The organism is Tenuifilum sp. 4138str (genome assembly GCF_041102575.1).
GTDB classification, from domain to species: Bacteria; Bacteroidota; Bacteroidia; order Bacteroidales; family Tenuifilaceae; genus Tenuifilum; species Tenuifilum osseticum.
In genome coordinates this window covers 75,302-91,416 of record NZ_JBGCUE010000001.1, presented here as the reverse complement: position 1 = coordinate 91,416, position 16,115 = coordinate 75,302, and the positions used below count along the sequence as shown (strand labels likewise).

The window sequence follows — 16,115 nt, the reverse complement described above, 5'->3', positions numbered from 1 at the left end:
TTTACATTTATACCATAACTTTAATGTTTTAACAAGTGTTTAAACCTAACACCATCAAAGCATTTCTGCTTTTAGCTGTATTTGGCATACTAACACTAAGGGTGAATGCCAAACCAGTGCCATTAGATAATATTGATTCCTTAAAGTATTTTGAAAATCTAACCCGTCAGTATGAGAGGGATGGCGATAAGGTAAAACTGGTGGAGACGTTAATTGCAAAATCGCAATACCTCTTTAATAAGAAGAATTTTGACAATGCCCTAATTGAGGCGAACCAGGCGTTAATAGTCTCATTGGATATGGGACGCGAACAGTACCTAGAAAAGGCATACTACCTCCTTTCGCAAATCCATATCGAAAAAGGGTTGCTATACGAATCAATTGATTACCTATACCCTGGTTACCGTTACAGTATTGCCACAAGGGATTCATTAAAAATTGGATGGTACTTGCTATCAATCTCAAAAGTGGAAGGAGAACTTGGCCGCTTGAACAACGCCATAGAGAACAACCTGACTGCAATTAACTTCTTTAAATCCCGCAACGATTCATTAAGCCTAGCAAAAATTTATACATCGCAAGGAATTATTCACACAGAGTTTGGAAACTTTGTTACAGCCCAAAGCTACCTTGAAAATGCCATAGCTATCCTGAAAGTGGTAGTGGATAGCACATATCTAGGTATAACATACAGAGCGCTGGCCAACAATAGCTTGAGACAATCAAACAATCTGATGGCCGATAAACATTTAAAAAAATCGGAAACCTACCTAAAAAACAACCCCAAGGAGTTAGCCAGAACTCAAACTGTTGGTGCTGAACTACTAATTAATCAGCAAAAACCTAATAGTGCGATTCCGCTTTTACAGTCAATCCTAAATACTCAAAATGAAATAAACGACAGGTATGGACAACTTTACCCTTTACTGCTTTTGGGTAAGGCACACGCCAGAGTTGGAAACTATTCCGAATCAAAAAAGTATCTACTTCAATGCCTAAAGCAATCGGAGAGCTTAAGTATAATCAACATTAGTCGGCTTGCATACAAGGAACTCTCTCAGCTGGAAGAGCTACAGGGAAACAAAACCATAGGATACCAATACCTCAGGAAATACATCTCATTAACTGACAGCCTATTCAACTATCAAATTATCAGCGAAGCCAACAGGCTGGAAAATATATCAGCCTTACGTCAGAAAGAGAAGGAAATTCAACACCAGCGAGAGAATCTTTTGTTAAGCCAGGCCAACTTGAACAAATCGCGATTGCGTCAGCTTTTTCTGGTTGGTTTTATTGCAATACTAATTGTCCTGGTGGTAGTTTCGTATTTGGCTTACAGGAACAAGCAAAAAGCAAACCTCCTGCTTGCCCAGCAAAAGGAAAAGATTGAAAAGCAGAAAAACATGCTTGAGCAACGCTCCCGCGACATTACCGATAGCCTTAACTATGCTCGCAGGATTCAAAAAGCAATTTTACAAACCTCAGAACAGCCAACTGATTTTTTTGACGACTCCTTTTTGATTTTCCTGCCTAAGGAACTTGTTAGTGGTGACTTTTACTGGTTCAAGCGTTTTAACAATCAAATGCTTTTTGCAGTTGCCGATTGTACAGGCCATGGGGCACCCGGAGCATTCATGAGTATTATTGGCATGTTTGGTCTTAACCAAATTGTTAGTGAACTCAATGAGACCAACCCAGGCGAGGTACTGCAAAATTTGAACGGGTTATTCCATAAATCGTTTGAGCAAAGGGAAGGCTCCGAAATTTTTGATGGAATGGACATTGCCTTTTGCAACTACAACCCTGAAACAAGGGAATTAAGGTACTCCGGCGCTAATATTTACCTTAACATTGTTCGGAAATCAAATACTCAACCAGTCTCAAATATTATTTTGAACCAAAACGAGACACACACCCTATACCAGGTAAAATGTGAGCGGCAATCAATTGGCTACGTAACTGAGAAGGTAAGTTTCTCCACGCACAGCGTTCAGCTGGAAAAAGATGATATAATCTACCTTTACACCGATGGTTTTACCGATCAGTTTGGCGGACCCAATGGCAAAAAGTTCAGACTTGTGGATTTCAGAAATATGTTGTGCTCCATAGCCAGCTATCCCATGGCAAAACAAAAAGATTTTTTGCTTGAGATATTTTCCGAATGGAAAGGTAATAATGTTCAGGTTGATGATGTTACAGTAATGGGAATCAGGATTACCTAACCACATACATATCGAGCACCCTGTTTAGGCCCTCCTGACAAACCCTACAGAATGTTAATGAATGGGAGAACATTATGCAGTCAACCTCGGGGCGATACATACCTTTACTTAGGTAACCTGCTCCCTCAAAAGCCCCAACCTTACCTGAGTACACTTCATCGGCAATGCGCAATTTGCCTGTTCGCTCGTAGTTTTCCTTTTGCCAGGGCGTTGGGATTGGAGTGGTTTGTTCAACCATGTTTTTCCACTTCAAACTTGCTGGGTTGAGAAGAGCTGTAATATTAAACTCCCAGGGCTCATACTTAGGGGCTGAAACCTGGTAAGCCACATCGCTGGTATAGTACTCATCGGCAAGGCCAGCTATATGATGCCCCATTTCGTGAACCATTACATATCCGGAGCTGCTCGATTTTGCCGATGCGGTGATATAAAGGTTGTAAATACCTCCGCCACCATACTTATTGGAGTTTAATAGGATAACCAAAAAATCGTAGGGCACTGCCGAAGCATAGTCCCGTACAGTCCACTCCCGCTCGGTTAAAACGTAACGTTCAGTTCCAAAGGTGTAATAGGTGCACCCCAAAACATTGGCCGGGTAGTAGTTGTGTTTCTGTAGCCGTATGCCACTAGTGGGTGATGTGGAGTAAACCGCAGCAACGTTAAAATCAGTTTTACGACTCTTAAATGGTTCAACAGAAAAGAAAGCCTCAGTGAAATGTTCCACATCTTTCCTGAATTCGGCGGAATCAGCCACAGTGTAGCCATCGGCAAGCACAACTATATCAACCTTTTCCTTAGGGTTACCGCTTTTTACAAAGTATTGCACCTTAGCCGCAGGATAGGCATGGTTTGCATCGGCATACATGGATGGATTAATAGTTTCAGACCAAATTACTTGAAAAGTGTTGGTGCTATCGCGCTTTCGCATAACCAATTTAAAAATATCCTTTGGCCATGGGAACCTGACGCTCTCCTCAAAATTCTTGTTTAGTTTACCAGCCTCAGCGGTTGTTTGCCACTCGCCAAATACGCTGCAAAAACCCTGTGTGTATAAAACCTTTCCCGATGCAGCATCAATTATATCAAATGCATAAAGCCCCAGGTTGTAAGGGTCATCCATCACCCGAACTCTTCCGCCCCACTCTCCATCGTTCTTTATGCCAAATATCTTAAAATCCTCGCTAAACGAGTTGCCCCCGTGAATGTAATCAACCCTCATGGTTTTATTCTCGAAATATTTATCAAATACACTATTGCTCTTGGTGGACTGAGCGGTTGTTAATGTAGAAATCACGCTGAACAACAGAAGCTGAGTTAACCTTTTCATCACCTTTTATTTTTAGGTAAAACATCGTATGTATTGCCTTCGGAATCGAACATTTGGCCCATGCAATCGACCGCTAAACAGCTATGAACTGGCAAAATGGCAAGTAAATCGCCAGGTTTTATACCATCGAGGTCATTACCGGAATAGGAGATTACCCCATGCTCCTGGCTAAGGGAAGTTACCATAGCATTTGGAATAGGGTTGCTCCATCCTTTACCATCAAATCTGCATACAAAGCCATAGCAATCTGCCCCATCAATCTCAACCCTGTCCTTTGATAGGTGAATAGCCCCACCATGAACAATTATTTTCTGCTTACCGGGATACACGTCAACTACCGGACAGATAAGAGCCAAAGCCACCTGCGAAGTGGTGCATGAGCCAATTTGGTATTGCATCACATCGTAAAACACAAAGTTACCGGGACGAATCTCGCTAATTCCCCAAAACTCATCGGATACGGAACAGGTTGGGGTGTCGCCATACGATATGGCAAGGTCAGGAAACTGGTCGACCCAAAAGCTTCGGAGTTTAGCAAGTTTGCTTAAAGCTTCGGAATGAAGTTTATCTACCTCCTCCCTACTCCTCGCGCTATAGGAGTGCCCGGCGTGAGTAAGAAAACCCTTAAAAACCAAATTCGGTTTTGAGCTGATAAGATTCACCATAAGGGCAAGTTCACGGGTATTTTCAACAGCTACTCCGGAACGGCCATGACCAACATCAACCTCAACAAATACGCCAACTTTACTCTCAACCCTATCAATTGTGGCTAAAAGGTTTTGAGAAGATGAGAAAGTTACATTTAAATCAACACCCAGCGCCAGCGCATTTACCCGCTGCACCATTTGTGGTACAAAAGGAAATGCAATTGTGATATCGTTCCAACCACCTGCAGCAAAGTATTCAGCCATGGCAACCGACGAAACCGTAATCCGATTAACTCCTTGCTTACGGAATAGTTCCCCAACGGCTAAACTTTGATGCGTTTTAAAGTGAGGACGTAATAAAACTTTTGCCTTCGTGGCCTTTTGAACCATGAAGGCAATGTTTTGCTCACATTTAGGAATATCGACGAGTAAGAAAGGAAATCCTTTAATCATTCTTTACTGCTTTCGGGCTCAAGTAAAAACCTTTTGCCAATGGTAAGCTGTGGGAGTAACACTAACGACAAACGTTTAAGGACATTAACTACCACCTCATCGTTCTGTATGGTGATTGATGGCTTATCGTAGTTTAAGCTAAGCAAACGGGGTAGATTTTTTCTTCGAATAAACTGTATGAAAGTTTTATCCTTATCAACAATGATGTAATCCTCGCTAAACATGAAATCTTTCAGCTTATCGATGTTAACCTTTGAGGCAGGTAAAATGTGAACATTAACCCTTTTATACGATACCGATGTGGTTATGGCCACAATAACAGGAAGTATCACTGTTAAAGGTATAAAGGTGATGTAGAACTTCCAGAAATTTGGCCAGGTAAAAGAACCACCTATAAGCATAATCAAGGCAAGGAATACAAACATGGCGATGAGCATGAGTACAAAGTGAAGCAAAAATATCTCGATATGTCCCTTGCTTTCAGCTGATTTTACATGAACTTCGAGTGCCATAAGTTTACCGGATTAGGTTTAACACTACTGATAAGGTTAGGTTCATCAAATTTAATTCAAATTATACCAAATTGTAATTAAAAACCCAAAAAATGTATCTTAAAAAATGGCAAATCCATTACTTCCATCGGAACGAGCAAATGCACGGAACATGCCTGTGGTATTCATCATCATGCAAACATTACCGGAGCGGTCAACCGCAATTACTCCTCCGCGCCCTCCAGCATTAAGGAGTTTACCCATAATAACACGCTCAACCGCTGCATTGAGTGAAAGGTTTTGGTATTCCATGAACGCTGAAATATCGTGGGCTACAGTATATCTTATAAAATATTCGCCATGCCCAGTAGCCGAAATGGCACAGGTGGAATTATTGGCGTAAGTTCCGGCACCAATAATTGGCGCATCACCTATTCGCCCCCATCGTTTATTGGTCATTCCTCCGGTTGATGTTGCAGCAGCCAGGTTGCCATGCATGTCGAGTGCCACGCACCCAACAGTGCCCATCTTTTCCCTTGATAGCGTACGCTGAAGGTCGTTCCAGCGCTGTGGAGTAAAAAAGTATGAGCTATCAACCATTTCAATACCCTTAACTCTAGCAAATTCCGAAGCCCCCTTACCTGCCAGCATTACATGGGGTGAATCCTCCATTACTTTGCGAGCAAGCGATATGGGATTTTTGACATCGGTTACACCAGCAACTGAGCCTGCCATAAGGGTTTTACCATCCATAATTGCCGCGTCAAGCTCATTACGCCCCTCGTGGGTGAAAACTGCGCCCCTCCCGGCATTGAACAACGGGCAATCCTCAAGGTATCGGACAACTTGCTCAACGGCATCGAGGCTTGTTCCACCCGAATTCAAGATTTTTACCCCAATGCTTAGAGCTGCATTCATCTCCCGTTCATACTCATCAAGCTGCTCCTTGGTAAAGTTTTCGGGTTTCATGTTCCCAGCACCACCGTGAACAGCGATGCTCCAGGTTTGTGGGAATGAATTGCTTACAACGAACCCAACAATAAACAATAAGACTAAAATTTTCTTGCGCATGACCGTGACGTTTATACGTTCTTATTTATTAGGTTTGCAATTTAAATCATTTACACAAATGAGAAAACATTTATCATTCAGTTTAAGGTATTTCGTATTTTGGGTAATACTGTTTGCCACCTACCGTAAAGCTTTCCTTATTTACCAGTTTGAAAACCTTAAGTCGGTTAAGTTTAACGAGTTCATAAATATTTTCATTCGAGGAGCCTGGATGGATTCCTCGCTTGCAGGATATATTCTTCTACTAACATTTCTGCTTTTGGCTATCTTTTTCTGGGTTTCCCCAAAGAGTATTACTAGAATGTACAATGCTTTAACCATACTACTACTTTTAGTTGTAAATACGGTTGTTATCAGCGATATGGAACTATACCGCAATTGGGGTTACCGTATCGATGCAACCCCATTGCTATACCTTAAAACCCCAAAGGAGGCAATGGCGTCGGTAAAAACGCCATTATTAATACTATTCGTTGTCTTGCTTATAGGAATCACTTACCTTTCACACCTTGCATACCGTAAGTGGGTTGCCAGGGAACTAAACCAAACCAATAAGGCAAGATGGTGGTACTCTCCAATTTACATTTTCCTGGCTGCAACCATGATAATTCCAATTCGTGGAGGTTTTGGTATTGCACCCATGAACCCCGGTAAAGTGTACTTTAGCCAGAATAACTTTTGCAACCACGCTGCCCTTAACCCAGTTTGGAACATGATGTACTCCGTAAGTAAAAGCAGCAGCATGAGCAAAACATACAATGTTGAAATTGACAAAGCTGCAGCCCACCAACGCTTTGGTGAGCTCATGCATACCGATAGTACATTATATGTTTTGAACACGAACCAACCAAATATTATTATCATTCTACTTGAAAGTTTTGGTGCAAAGCTGATTGGCCCCCTTGGCGGGCTTCCCAATGTTACCCCAAACCTAAACCGTTTGGCTTCCGAGGGTATACTTTTCACCCGAACCACCGCAAGCGGCGATAGAAGCGACAAAGGGATTATAGCTGTACTTTCGGGATTTCCTGCCCAGCCCACCCAATCGGTAATCAAGTACCCCACAAAATCGAACAAACTGCCAACCATTAGCGAAGTGCTTTACAAAAAAGGCTATAGTACAGCGTTTTACTACGGAGGCGACCCCGATTTTGCGAATATTCGCTCATTCCTTTACCATGCTAAATTTCAAAGATTGATAACACAGGACGATTTTCCTAAAAGCTACCGCAACTCTAAGTGGGGAGTGCACGATGAGCATGTTTTTAATTACTTGCTTACCGATATCGACTCAGCCAAAACGCCTTTCTTCAAAATGTTCTTCACCCTTAGCAGCCACGAGCCCTTTGAAATTCCCGCCAAACCGAAGTTTAATGGGAAGACCGAGGTGGAACAATTCCTTAGCTCGGCATACTATGCCGATAGCTGTCTTGGAGATTTTATGGCCAAAGCCCAGCAAAGGGAGTGGTTCAAGAACACCCTTATTGTACTTATTGCCGACCATGGTCATCGTCATCCTGCAAACCATCCCAACTGGGAGCCCTTAAAGTTTGGTATTCCTATGGTTTGGCTGGGCGGGGCTATAGAAAGGAAACCCTTGGTTGTCACAACCACATGCTCACAAACCGATTTGGCCGCTACACTCCTTGCACAGCTTAATTTGCCTCATGGTCAATTTACTCTATCAAAGAATATTCTTGCATGTAAGGTTACACCCTTTGCCTACTTTGCCTTTAACGAAGGCTTTGGCTACGTAAACCAAACCGATACCATAGTTTACGACCTTGTAGGGAAAAAATACATAAAGCAAACCGGAAAGAATATCGCCGAAACCAGGAATGATGCATGGGCATTCTTTAATGCTTACCAGGAGGAGTTCAACAACTTATAGTATAGCGGCAATACACATTTGAACAAACATTTATCGCCAGCTGTTTCCTTGCCAGCATTATATCAATTTAGTATATTTGATAAAAACACTGGCGGTGATTACTGTTATTATAACCTTATTACTATTATCCCTGGTTTCAGTGCCAGTTCACCACCTATATCCAAAACATAGCGGTAACTGGCTGAGTATATTTCCACTTGGTATTTTTGTTTTCGCATTATCAAAGCTAAATCATGTAATTGAGCAAGGAGTATTAGTAGAGCAAGTCCGGTGGATTGAGTTACTCAATTTAAATTTTACATTAAGACTTGATGGATTAAGCATCTTTTTTGTATTGCTGATTTCCGGTGTTGGTTTTCTTATTTTTAATTATGCCAACGGATATCTAAAGGGGGATAAAAACAAGGGTTTATTTTACCTTTACCTCAGCCTGTTCACGACCGCCATGCTTGGTGTTGTGATGTCGGGTAATCTTATTGTCCTATTCATTTTTTGGGAGTTGACAAGTTTGTCATCGTACCTGTTAATAGGCTACTACCATGACAGTGAGGAATCGCGAAAATCGGCCTTAATGGCCATGCTGGTAACTGTTACTGGTGGGTTGTTTATGCTATCGGGGTTTATATTACTGGGTAATGAGGTGGGCTCCTATGAGCTTGCTGACATATTTAAAAGCTCAAACCTACTTTCCGAAAGTAAATTAAAACCAATAATTGCCATACTGATCTTAATAGGCGCTATCACAAAATCAGCGCAATTCCCATTTCATTTCTGGCTGCCCAAAGCCATGGCTGCGCCTGCTCCAGTAAGCGCATTTCTACATTCCACAACCATGGTCAAGGCTGGTATCTTTTTAATAGCCCGACTCACACCAATGTTTGCCGACACGGAAGTTTGGAGGTTACCACTTATTCACATTGGTGCAATAACCATGGTATATGGAGCGCTATTTGCCATAATTCAAAATGACATGAAAAAGGTTTTAGCCTATACAACCGTTAGCGCTCTTGGCATAATGACCATGTTACTTGGTATTGGGACAACAATATCCATACAGGCAGCCATGGTGTTTCTTCTTGCCCATGCACTTTATAAGGGTACTCTTTTCATGGTAACAGGCAACATCGATCACGAAACTGGCACACGCGACTTATCGGTACTCTCAGGTTTAGGGAAATTGATGCCATTCACTTTCTACTCAGCGGCTTTAGCATCGCTTTCAATGGCCGGTGTAATTCCTTTTTTTGGCTTTATAGCCAAAGAAATTATATACGGAGCGGCTTTCAGCTCACCATTAGCCAGCGGACTAATAGGTTTTCTCACATTTTCAACAGGGGTTATGTTTACTGGTATTGCTTTTGAGTTTGGGTATAAGATTTTTACTGGGAAAGAGGCCTCAACTCCTAAAAAACCACACGAAGCACCTCTTTCAATGCTAATTGGGCCAATTGTAATGGCAACTCTAGGGTTGCTTGGCGGTGTATTTTCCGAACAGCTTGCCCAGCCCATATTGCATCACTCCTCGAGTCAAATCTTAAACGTTGAAAAGGTATTAAAACTTGGAATCTGGCATGGGTTTACCTTTATTTTTGGACTTAGTGTTTTAACACTGGTATTTGGATATGTACTATACAGAATTCGGGGTAATATTTTGTCCCGTGCATTAAAGTCCAAGTTAAACGAATTGTTTGGGCCAGAACATCTCTACAACAAAAGCATTATATCCTTGTTAGAACTTGCAAAAAAACAGACTTTATTTTTTCAATCAGGAATTCTGAAAAACTATTTTATAGTAATTATTTCCACTTTCTTAATACTAACATGGTACCAAATACTTCAAAAGGGCCAATTTCCCTCCCTTCAAAGTTTTGAGGAACTAACTCATTTAAGATGGTACGAAATTGTATTCGTTTTAATTATGATAATTGGATTGGTTAATACAATCACCGCCAAGTCAAGATTAATTTCAATAGTATCGTTAGGGCTTATCGGTTATGGTACCGCAGCTATATTCCTTTATTTCGGCGGCCCAGATATTGCCATGACCCAATTCCTTGTTGAAACCCTTACCATTGTAATATTTGTGCTTACACTTAACCTCTTACCTAAATTTTTACCAATAGCAAATAGTTCAAAGTTAAAATACATGGGCCTATCATTACTTTTTGGCGCTACATTAACCATGCTTTTACTTTGGATTCACACGCTACCAACTCCTTCGCCAGTAAAGGATTTTTATGCACAATCGAGTTACTTACTTGCAAAAGGCCGAAATGTTGTTAACGTTATCCTTGTCGATTTTAGGGGGCTCGATACTATGGGTGAAATAGTTGTTCTGGCCGTTACTTCGATAGGAATTCTATCCATACTGAAATATCGTTTAAGAAATTAAAAGTACCAATAGATATGCGCTCAGTTATTCTTCAAACATCAATCAAGTTGCTCACACCACTTTTTATCATTTTTTCACTGTTCCTTCTTTTCAGAGGACACAATGCACCGGGTGGGGGATTTATTGGAGGATTGCTTGCCGCAATTGGTCTTTTTATGCGAACCATGGTATTAGGAGCGAATAGCTCTACGGCCAATTACAGAATCAAACCAATTGTAATAATTGTCACAGGCTTAATGGTATCGGCTATTAGTATCATTATCCCAATTTTTCTTAACAAACCATTAATGACAGGCATTTGGCTTGGTTTTTCAGTACCTTTAATAGGCAAAATTGGAACTCCGCTAATTTTTGATACTGGGGTTTACATTCTTGTGATTGGTGTTGTTTTGAACATTACTATTACTCTCTCAAAAAATTAAACATGGAAATTGTATTAGCTATCTTAACAGGATTACTTTTTGCTGCAGGGCTTTACCTAATGCTTCACAAGGACATGATAAAACTCATCATTGGGATTATGATGATGGGTTACGCAACAAATTTGTTTATATTCCTAATTGCAAGGATTACTCGAGGAGTTCCCGCAATTATTGATCAAGGTAAAGAGGTGTTAACCCCACCATTTGCCGACCCTATTCCTCAAGCGTTAATGCTAACTGCAATTGTTATCGGGTTTGGAATCCAGGCTTTTGCCATAGTACTTATACGTAAGGTTTATAAAGTTACCGGTATATCGAACATGGAGCAACTAAACTCATCAGAAAAAATTGACTAAATATTACTCGGAACTGTTATGAATATTGCTATAGCTTTAATACTTACTATTCCATTAACAACTGCAATTCTAATGCTTGCGCTTTGGGGTAAAACCAAAATACAGGTAATTGTTGGCGGTTTATCCACACTGTCCTTTCTTATTGTTTCGCTATGGCTTTTTAGGGTTGTTAATGCTAATGGATTACAGTTACTTAGCGTTGGCAACTGGCCAAATGGTTTAGGCATCATGCTTGTTGTCGATGGTATGTCTTCAATTTACATAATACTTAGTGCTTGTATTGAACTTATTGCATTCTGGTATGCCGTTTCATTCGTTAAGGAGAAAACATCACTTTCAATATTCTTTCCTACATACTTTTTCTTGGCTTTTGGCCTGTCGGGTACCTTTTTAGCAGGCGATTTATTCAATTTATACGTATGGTTTGAAGTAATGCTGGTTAGCTCATTTGTTCTTTTCACAATTGGCGCAAACAGGCAACAGCTCGAGGGCACCATTAAGTACGTTGCAATAAATGTTTTAGGTTCCACCTTTTTCCTGATTGGTATTGGGCTTTTATACGGCTTAACCGGTCATTTAAACATGGCGTATATTGCAAAAACAATCCCTTTGATTGGCAACCAGGAATTAGTTGGAGTTGCTGCCACCTTTTTCTTCATTAGTTTTGGAATAAAAGCGGCCATTTTCCCACTATTCTTTTGGCTTCCCGCAACATACCACACAGCACCAGTAGGTATAACTGCCTTAGCGGTTGCGTTGCTCACGAAAGTTGGAGTATACGCATTAACCCGGTTTTTTACAATCATTTATCCACTACAAGGCACTTTCCTACAAACTATTATGCTAGTTTTTGCAGCCTTAACAATGGCTATTGGTGTGCTTGGCGCGGCTGCACAGGTTGATTTCAGAAAAATACTATCGTTTCATATAATCTCTCAAATAGGATACATGGTTATGGGTATAGCCATTTTTACCCCGCTAGCCATTGCTGGTTCAATTTTTTTTGTCATTCACAATGTCCTGGTCAAAACCAACCTATTCTTCATAGCGGGTGGTGTTTATAGAATTTCAGGCAGCTATAAACTCAAAGAACTTGGTGGCATAATAAAGCAAGCCCCATGGTTAGCAATGCTATTTGCCATTTCAGCATTTTCTCTAACTGGCGTGCCCCCGCTTTCAGGTTTCTGGGGAAAATATTTACTTGCACGCAGCGGATTTGAGGAAGGAAGCATACTGGTCATCATTGTAACTGCCATTTCGCTGATGGTTAGCTTGCTGACTCTTTTTTCAATGACAAAAATCTGGAACGAAGTTTTCTGGAAACCTAATCCTGCTGGGGAAAAACCAAAATTAAGTTTGAATAATCTTTTAAAAATGCAACCCGGGGTGATGTTTTCAATTATTGCAATTACCATTTTGGTTCTGATTATCAGTTTTGCACCCCAAAACTTGATTAACTGGTGCTACGATTCAATATTAGTTTTAACTGAACGAGACAGGTATATTGAAAGTGTAATAGGTCTCTACAATTAATTTGTTGCAATGCTCAAATAGGGTTAAAACAAAGAAAAATGAAAACAATACTCAGGTTAATTGCTATAGCCGCTGTCCTAACTTTAATTTTTCTTTTTTATGTCGATTTTAAAATCGAGGCTCACTGGGTCATTCTGATATTCCTTTCATTAAACCTAACCTTTTGGCTATTTACATATTTCTTCAACAAGAACGCATTCTACCAAACAATTTACATGGTTGAACTTTTAGTTTACTTCATAAAAGAAATGTTCGTTGCCACATACCTAGTAATCAAAGAGGTGTTATCAGTAAAATCAAGAATAAAGGCAGGCATCATCGCCATGCCTCTTGACGTTAAAAGCGATATCGAGATAACCATTCTAGCCTCGCTAATTTCGCTTACACCAGGAACTCTGAGTCTCGAGGTTTCCGAGGACAAATCGTTCCTTTTTATTCACCTAATAAATATTCCTGATGGTGATGCTGATAGAATTAAATCGCAAATTAAGAATGGCTTTGAAAGACGTGTTCAACGAATTTTTAATTAATTATCCAATATGGTAGAATTAGTACTCAAGGTATCGATTATTTTGATGGGCATTTCCATGCTGCTGGTGGTAATACGTTTCCTAAAAGGTCCATCGTTGCCCGATAGAGTTACAGCTTTTGATTTATTCACCACAATGGTAATTGCATCTATTGCCATTTTTTCCCTAATCTGGGAAAATGTTAATTTCCTTGATGTAGCAGTCATTCTATCGTTAATTGCTTTTTTAGGAGCGCTTTCTTTTGCTTACTACATTTTAAAAAGAAAGGATTAGCCATGATTATTGAATTTATTTCCGCCATACTCATTGCTACGGGCTCACTGTTTATGCTAATTGCATCAATTGGCATTTTAAAACTTCCTGATTTTTACACACGTATGTCAGCCATTACAAAAGCGTCAACTCTAGGTCTAGGGTTAGTGCTACTGGGCATTTCTATACATTTTGATCAAATAGGAGTGTTTGCAAAGAGTTTTATTATTATTACTTTTTTACTGCTTACCAACCCCATTGGGGCTCATGCAATAGCCCGAGCAGCCTACAAACAAAAAATAAAGTATAGCGATAGTACAATAATTGACGAACTCCAAGCCCTTTACCTGAAAGCAAATGAACTAGAATTAGCATGGCTCAACAATAAAAACAACACTGAAATTGCCGAGGAACTTGTTTGCGCTATTATTCAGTTACCTGCATCACATGGTGGGAGTTTCAGCAAAGCACTGGACATTGCCCGCGAAATAACAAAAGTTGATTTTGCAACCGGGTATAGAATAACGGGCAATATTTATAGTAAAATGGGAAAGTTTGAAAAGGCTGAAAAATACCTTAAACAGGCTTGTGAAGCATGCATGTTCAGCCCCAAAGCCTCATTTGCTTTAGTTAATTTTTATGTGGAAAACAAGTTGCCCAACAGAGCATTAAATGTAATTGAGGATGCTATGAAGCAGCATCCTGAAAACCTAGAATTCCCCCTTAAAGCAATACATATTGCCTTTGATTTTGAAGTCAGCAATAAGTTTGCCATTGAGTGCTGCAATAGAATAATAGAACAAAGCCATGCCGCACCATCGGAATACCTTCTACAAGCATCAAGCTTTAAACGGTTCTTTGTGGAAAGAAGTATGGGAAAATAAAAAAGCTGGAACATTGTGTCCAGCTTTTTTTGAATTTATTTTATGGGTTCAATTTCATTTGAATTCTGAGGCAATCCGCTGTGCAATATCTGTAAATTCCTCAGGGGTGAGCTTAAGCTTGGTTTTATGGAAATCGATATCCGATTCCTTATTCAGCGGGACTAAATGTATATGCGCATGGGGTACCTCAAGGCCGAGCACTGCAACCCCAATTCGCTTGCAGGGCACAACCCTTTCAATAGCTTTGGCCACCCGCTGGGCAAAAAGTGTAAGTCCAGCCAGGGTTTCAGGATCAAGATCGAAGAGGTAATCAACCTCAACCTTGGGTATTACCAAGGTATGGCCCTTGGCCAAGGGGTTAATATCGAGGAAGGCGTAAAACCTTTCATCCTCGGCAACCTTGTACGAGGGTATTTCACCACTAACTATCCGGCTGAATATTGTAGCCATAACAATATGATTTAGAGTGATATTCCAAGAATCTCAAACTTCATCAAACCTGAAGGCACCTGAACATCAACCACATCGCCAACCTTTTTGCCAATTAGGGCTTTGCCAATGGGGGTAGAGATTGAGAGCTTATTCTCCTTAAGGTTAGCTTCCGACTCAGCCACAAGGGTATACTCCACTACGGCGTTGGTTTTAAGGTTTTTGAGCTTTACCTTATTCAGTATCTGAACCTGGGTTGTATCAATCTTTGACTCATCAATAATGCGTGCATTGGCAATCAAATCTTCAAGCTTTGAAATTTTCAACTCAAGCATACCTTGTGCTTCCTTAGCAGCATCGTACTCGGCGTTTTCCGATAAATCGCCCTTATCACGAGCCTCGGCAATCATTCTTGAAATTGCAGGCCGTTCCACAGTTTTAAGCTGCTCTAGTTCCTTGCGCAACTTCTGGAGCCCTTCCTCGGTTAAATAGGTTATTTTACTCATTTTACCTCCTAAATATGAAATAAAAAAGAATCCCGACAGGGAAATCGGAACTCTTTGATTGCAAAGATATAAAAAAATTAATTCAAAATTCCAACCATTATGCTGTAACTAAAAATATTTTGGCCGAATAATCTCGGCGTAAACAACAGCCTTTAGCGGATCAAAATCGGCTAAAAGGGGTTCCTTTTCTTCTTCCACCTTCTTAACATTCTCAAGTTCTTCTGCATCGGGAGCATCAATTTCAACCTCGTGCATACTTTCATTAAAGGAATCCTGGTAGGAGAAATCGCCAATAGGGCCCTCTACCTTTGATTCGGCAATATCAATAGGGGTTGAAGTATCGATTGGCTTCGGGGGCTGTACAGGGTAGAGTTCCTCCTCGGTTAGTGGCTTATCAATAGGCTCCTTTTCGAACTCAACGCTCCTATCCAATGTTTCATCCTCAGGTTTGCTGCTGTATTCATATATATACTTTTCCTCCTCATTAACAACAGTTGATTCCAGGGGTTGCTCTTCATTTTCAACAATAACCTCCTGACCCAGCAACTCCTGCAATTTTTTGGCAATCAAGTCATCATCGGCAGGTGCAGAAGTCTGTGCCTGCCGTTTTTGCTCGGCAGCCTTTTTCTTCTTGCTATTCGCAAAAGCATTGAGTATTGCTAATGCTATTGCTATGAGAATGTATATAAAATCGCCTGCATCCATATCA

General features: G+C 40.6%; 16 protein-coding genes. 9 read left to right on the top strand and 7 right to left on the bottom strand.

Annotated features, from left to right (window positions below):
* Positions 1-35 precede the first annotated feature (35 nt).
* On the top strand, positions 36-2,222 hold the full coding sequence (locus AB6811_RS00360; RefSeq protein ID WP_369488215.1) for a SpoIIE family protein phosphatase: 2,187 nt from the start codon (positions 36-38) through the stop codon (positions 2,220-2,222).
* Here the strand turns inward: AB6811_RS00360 and AB6811_RS00355 are convergent.
* The 4 genes from AB6811_RS00355 to AB6811_RS00340 all read right to left on the bottom strand — a co-directional run bounded on the left by AB6811_RS00355 (position 2,215) and on the right by AB6811_RS00340 (position 6,211).
* Entirely contained in the window at positions 2,215-3,549 is a 1,335-nt protein-coding gene (locus tag AB6811_RS00355) for a M64 family metallopeptidase (RefSeq protein WP_369488214.1), read from the bottom strand. The two genes, AB6811_RS00360 and AB6811_RS00355, sit on opposite strands and share 8 nt — an antisense overlap.
* Positions 3,549-4,649 carry an alanine racemase gene (locus AB6811_RS00350; protein ID WP_369488213.1) on the bottom strand — a complete coding sequence of 367 codons (1,101 nt, stop codon included), beginning with the start codon at positions 4,647-4,649 and terminating at the stop codon, positions 3,549-3,551. The genes AB6811_RS00355 and AB6811_RS00350 overlap by 1 nt, the downstream gene beginning before the upstream one ends.
* A complete protein-coding gene (locus tag AB6811_RS00345) occupies positions 4,646-5,161 on the bottom strand; it encodes a hypothetical protein (RefSeq protein WP_369488212.1) in 516 nt (171 codons plus the stop codon). Before AB6811_RS00345 ends, AB6811_RS00350 begins: the two co-directional genes overlap by 4 nt.
* Before the next feature lie 99 nt (positions 5,162-5,260).
* On the bottom strand, positions 5,261-6,211 hold the full coding sequence (locus AB6811_RS00340) for an isoaspartyl peptidase/L-asparaginase family protein (protein WP_369488211.1): 951 nt from the start codon (positions 6,209-6,211) through the stop codon (positions 5,261-5,263).
* Positions 6,212-6,269: 58 nt separating this feature from the next.
* Here AB6811_RS00340 and AB6811_RS00335 point away from each other — a divergent pair, with 58 nt between their 5' ends.
* From AB6811_RS00335 to mnhG, 8 genes are all read left to right on the top strand, one after another.
* The gene (locus AB6811_RS00335) at positions 6,270-8,102 is read left to right on the top strand and encodes an LTA synthase family protein (RefSeq protein WP_369488210.1); all 1,833 of its coding nucleotides are present in this window, start codon (positions 6,270-6,272) and stop codon (positions 8,100-8,102) included.
* Positions 8,103-8,196: 94 nt separating this feature from the next.
* Positions 8,197-10,494, top strand: a complete 2,298-nt coding sequence (mbhE, locus tag AB6811_RS00330) for a hydrogen gas-evolving membrane-bound hydrogenase subunit E (RefSeq protein ID WP_369488209.1) — start codon at positions 8,197-8,199, stop codon at positions 10,492-10,494.
* 14 nt (positions 10,495-10,508) lie between these two features.
* Positions 10,509-10,916, top strand: a complete 408-nt coding sequence (locus AB6811_RS00325; protein WP_369488208.1) for an MnhB domain-containing protein — start codon at positions 10,509-10,511, stop codon at positions 10,914-10,916.
* Between the two features lie 2 nt (positions 10,917-10,918).
* Positions 10,919-11,272: an NADH-quinone oxidoreductase subunit K gene (locus AB6811_RS00320; protein ID WP_369488207.1), complete on the top strand. Its 354-nt coding sequence runs from the start codon at positions 10,919-10,921 to the stop codon at positions 11,270-11,272.
* Positions 11,273-11,290: 18 nt separating this feature from the next.
* Positions 11,291-12,805 (top strand): proton-conducting transporter transmembrane domain-containing protein, encoded by a 1,515-nt coding sequence (locus AB6811_RS00315; protein WP_369488206.1) that lies wholly within the window; start codon positions 11,291-11,293, stop codon positions 12,803-12,805.
* Positions 12,806-12,843: 38 nt separating this feature from the next.
* Entirely contained in the window at positions 12,844-13,335 is a 492-nt protein-coding gene (locus tag AB6811_RS00310; RefSeq protein ID WP_369488205.1) for a Na+/H+ antiporter subunit E, read from the top strand.
* A gap of 9 nt (positions 13,336-13,344) precedes the next feature.
* Entirely contained in the window at positions 13,345-13,608 is a 264-nt protein-coding gene (locus AB6811_RS00305) for an MrpF/PhaF family protein (protein WP_369488204.1), read from the top strand.
* Between the two features lie 2 nt (positions 13,609-13,610).
* A complete protein-coding gene (mnhG, locus tag AB6811_RS00300) occupies positions 13,611-14,471 on the top strand; it encodes a monovalent cation/H(+) antiporter subunit G (RefSeq protein ID WP_369488203.1) in 861 nt (286 codons plus the stop codon).
* 54 nt (positions 14,472-14,525) lie between these two features.
* On the opposite strand, the gene AB6811_RS00295 is transcribed toward mnhG, so the two are convergent.
* The 3 genes from AB6811_RS00295 to AB6811_RS00285 all read right to left on the bottom strand — a co-directional run bounded on the left by AB6811_RS00295 (position 14,526) and on the right by AB6811_RS00285 (position 16,111).
* Positions 14,526-14,921 carry an HIT family protein gene (locus AB6811_RS00295; RefSeq protein ID WP_369488202.1) on the bottom strand — a complete coding sequence of 132 codons (396 nt, stop codon included), beginning with the start codon at positions 14,919-14,921 and terminating at the stop codon, positions 14,526-14,528.
* A gap of 11 nt (positions 14,922-14,932) precedes the next feature.
* The gene (greA, locus tag AB6811_RS00290) at positions 14,933-15,406 is read right to left on the bottom strand and encodes a transcription elongation factor GreA (RefSeq protein WP_369488201.1); all 474 of its coding nucleotides are present in this window, start codon (positions 15,404-15,406) and stop codon (positions 14,933-14,935) included.
* A gap of 108 nt (positions 15,407-15,514) precedes the next feature.
* Positions 15,515-16,111: a hypothetical protein gene (locus AB6811_RS00285; protein WP_369488200.1), complete on the bottom strand. Its 597-nt coding sequence runs from the start codon at positions 16,109-16,111 to the stop codon at positions 15,515-15,517.
* Between the last annotated feature and the right edge of the window lie 4 nt (positions 16,112-16,115).

Excerpts from the sequence above, each read along its gene's own strand:
- AB6811_RS00320 (WP_369488207.1), top strand. The coding sequence starts at position 10,919 with ATGGAAATTGTATTAGCTATCTTAACAGGATTACTTTTTGCTGCAGGG.
- AB6811_RS00350 (WP_369488213.1), bottom strand. The coding sequence starts at position 4,649 with ATGATTAAAGGATTTCCTTTCTTACTCGTCGATATTCCTAAATGTGAG.
- AB6811_RS00355 (WP_369488214.1), bottom strand. The coding sequence starts at position 3,549 with ATGAAAAGGTTAACTCAGCTTCTGTTGTTCAGCGTGATTTCTACATTA.
- AB6811_RS00295 (WP_369488202.1), bottom strand. The coding sequence starts at position 14,921 with ATGGCTACAATATTCAGCCGGATAGTTAGTGGTGAAATACCCTCGTAC.
- AB6811_RS00325 (WP_369488208.1), top strand. The coding sequence starts at position 10,509 with ATGCGCTCAGTTATTCTTCAAACATCAATCAAGTTGCTCACACCACTT.
- AB6811_RS00305 (WP_369488204.1), top strand. The coding sequence starts at position 13,345 with ATGGTAGAATTAGTACTCAAGGTATCGATTATTTTGATGGGCATTTCC.
- AB6811_RS00285 (WP_369488200.1), bottom strand. The coding sequence starts at position 16,111 with ATGGATGCAGGCGATTTTATATACATTCTCATAGCAATAGCATTAGCA.
- AB6811_RS00315 (WP_369488206.1), top strand. The coding sequence starts at position 11,291 with ATGAATATTGCTATAGCTTTAATACTTACTATTCCATTAACAACTGCA.
- AB6811_RS00340 (WP_369488211.1), bottom strand. The coding sequence starts at position 6,211 with ATGCGCAAGAAAATTTTAGTCTTATTGTTTATTGTTGGGTTCGTTGTA.
- AB6811_RS00310 (WP_369488205.1), top strand. The coding sequence starts at position 12,844 with ATGAAAACAATACTCAGGTTAATTGCTATAGCCGCTGTCCTAACTTTA.
- mnhG (WP_369488203.1), top strand. The coding sequence starts at position 13,611 with ATGATTATTGAATTTATTTCCGCCATACTCATTGCTACGGGCTCACTG.
- AB6811_RS00345 (WP_369488212.1), bottom strand. The coding sequence starts at position 5,161 with ATGGCACTCGAAGTTCATGTAAAATCAGCTGAAAGCAAGGGACATATC.
- AB6811_RS00335 (WP_369488210.1), top strand. The coding sequence starts at position 6,270 with ATGAGAAAACATTTATCATTCAGTTTAAGGTATTTCGTATTTTGGGTA.
- greA (WP_369488201.1), bottom strand. The coding sequence starts at position 15,406 with ATGAGTAAAATAACCTATTTAACCGAGGAAGGGCTCCAGAAGTTGCGC.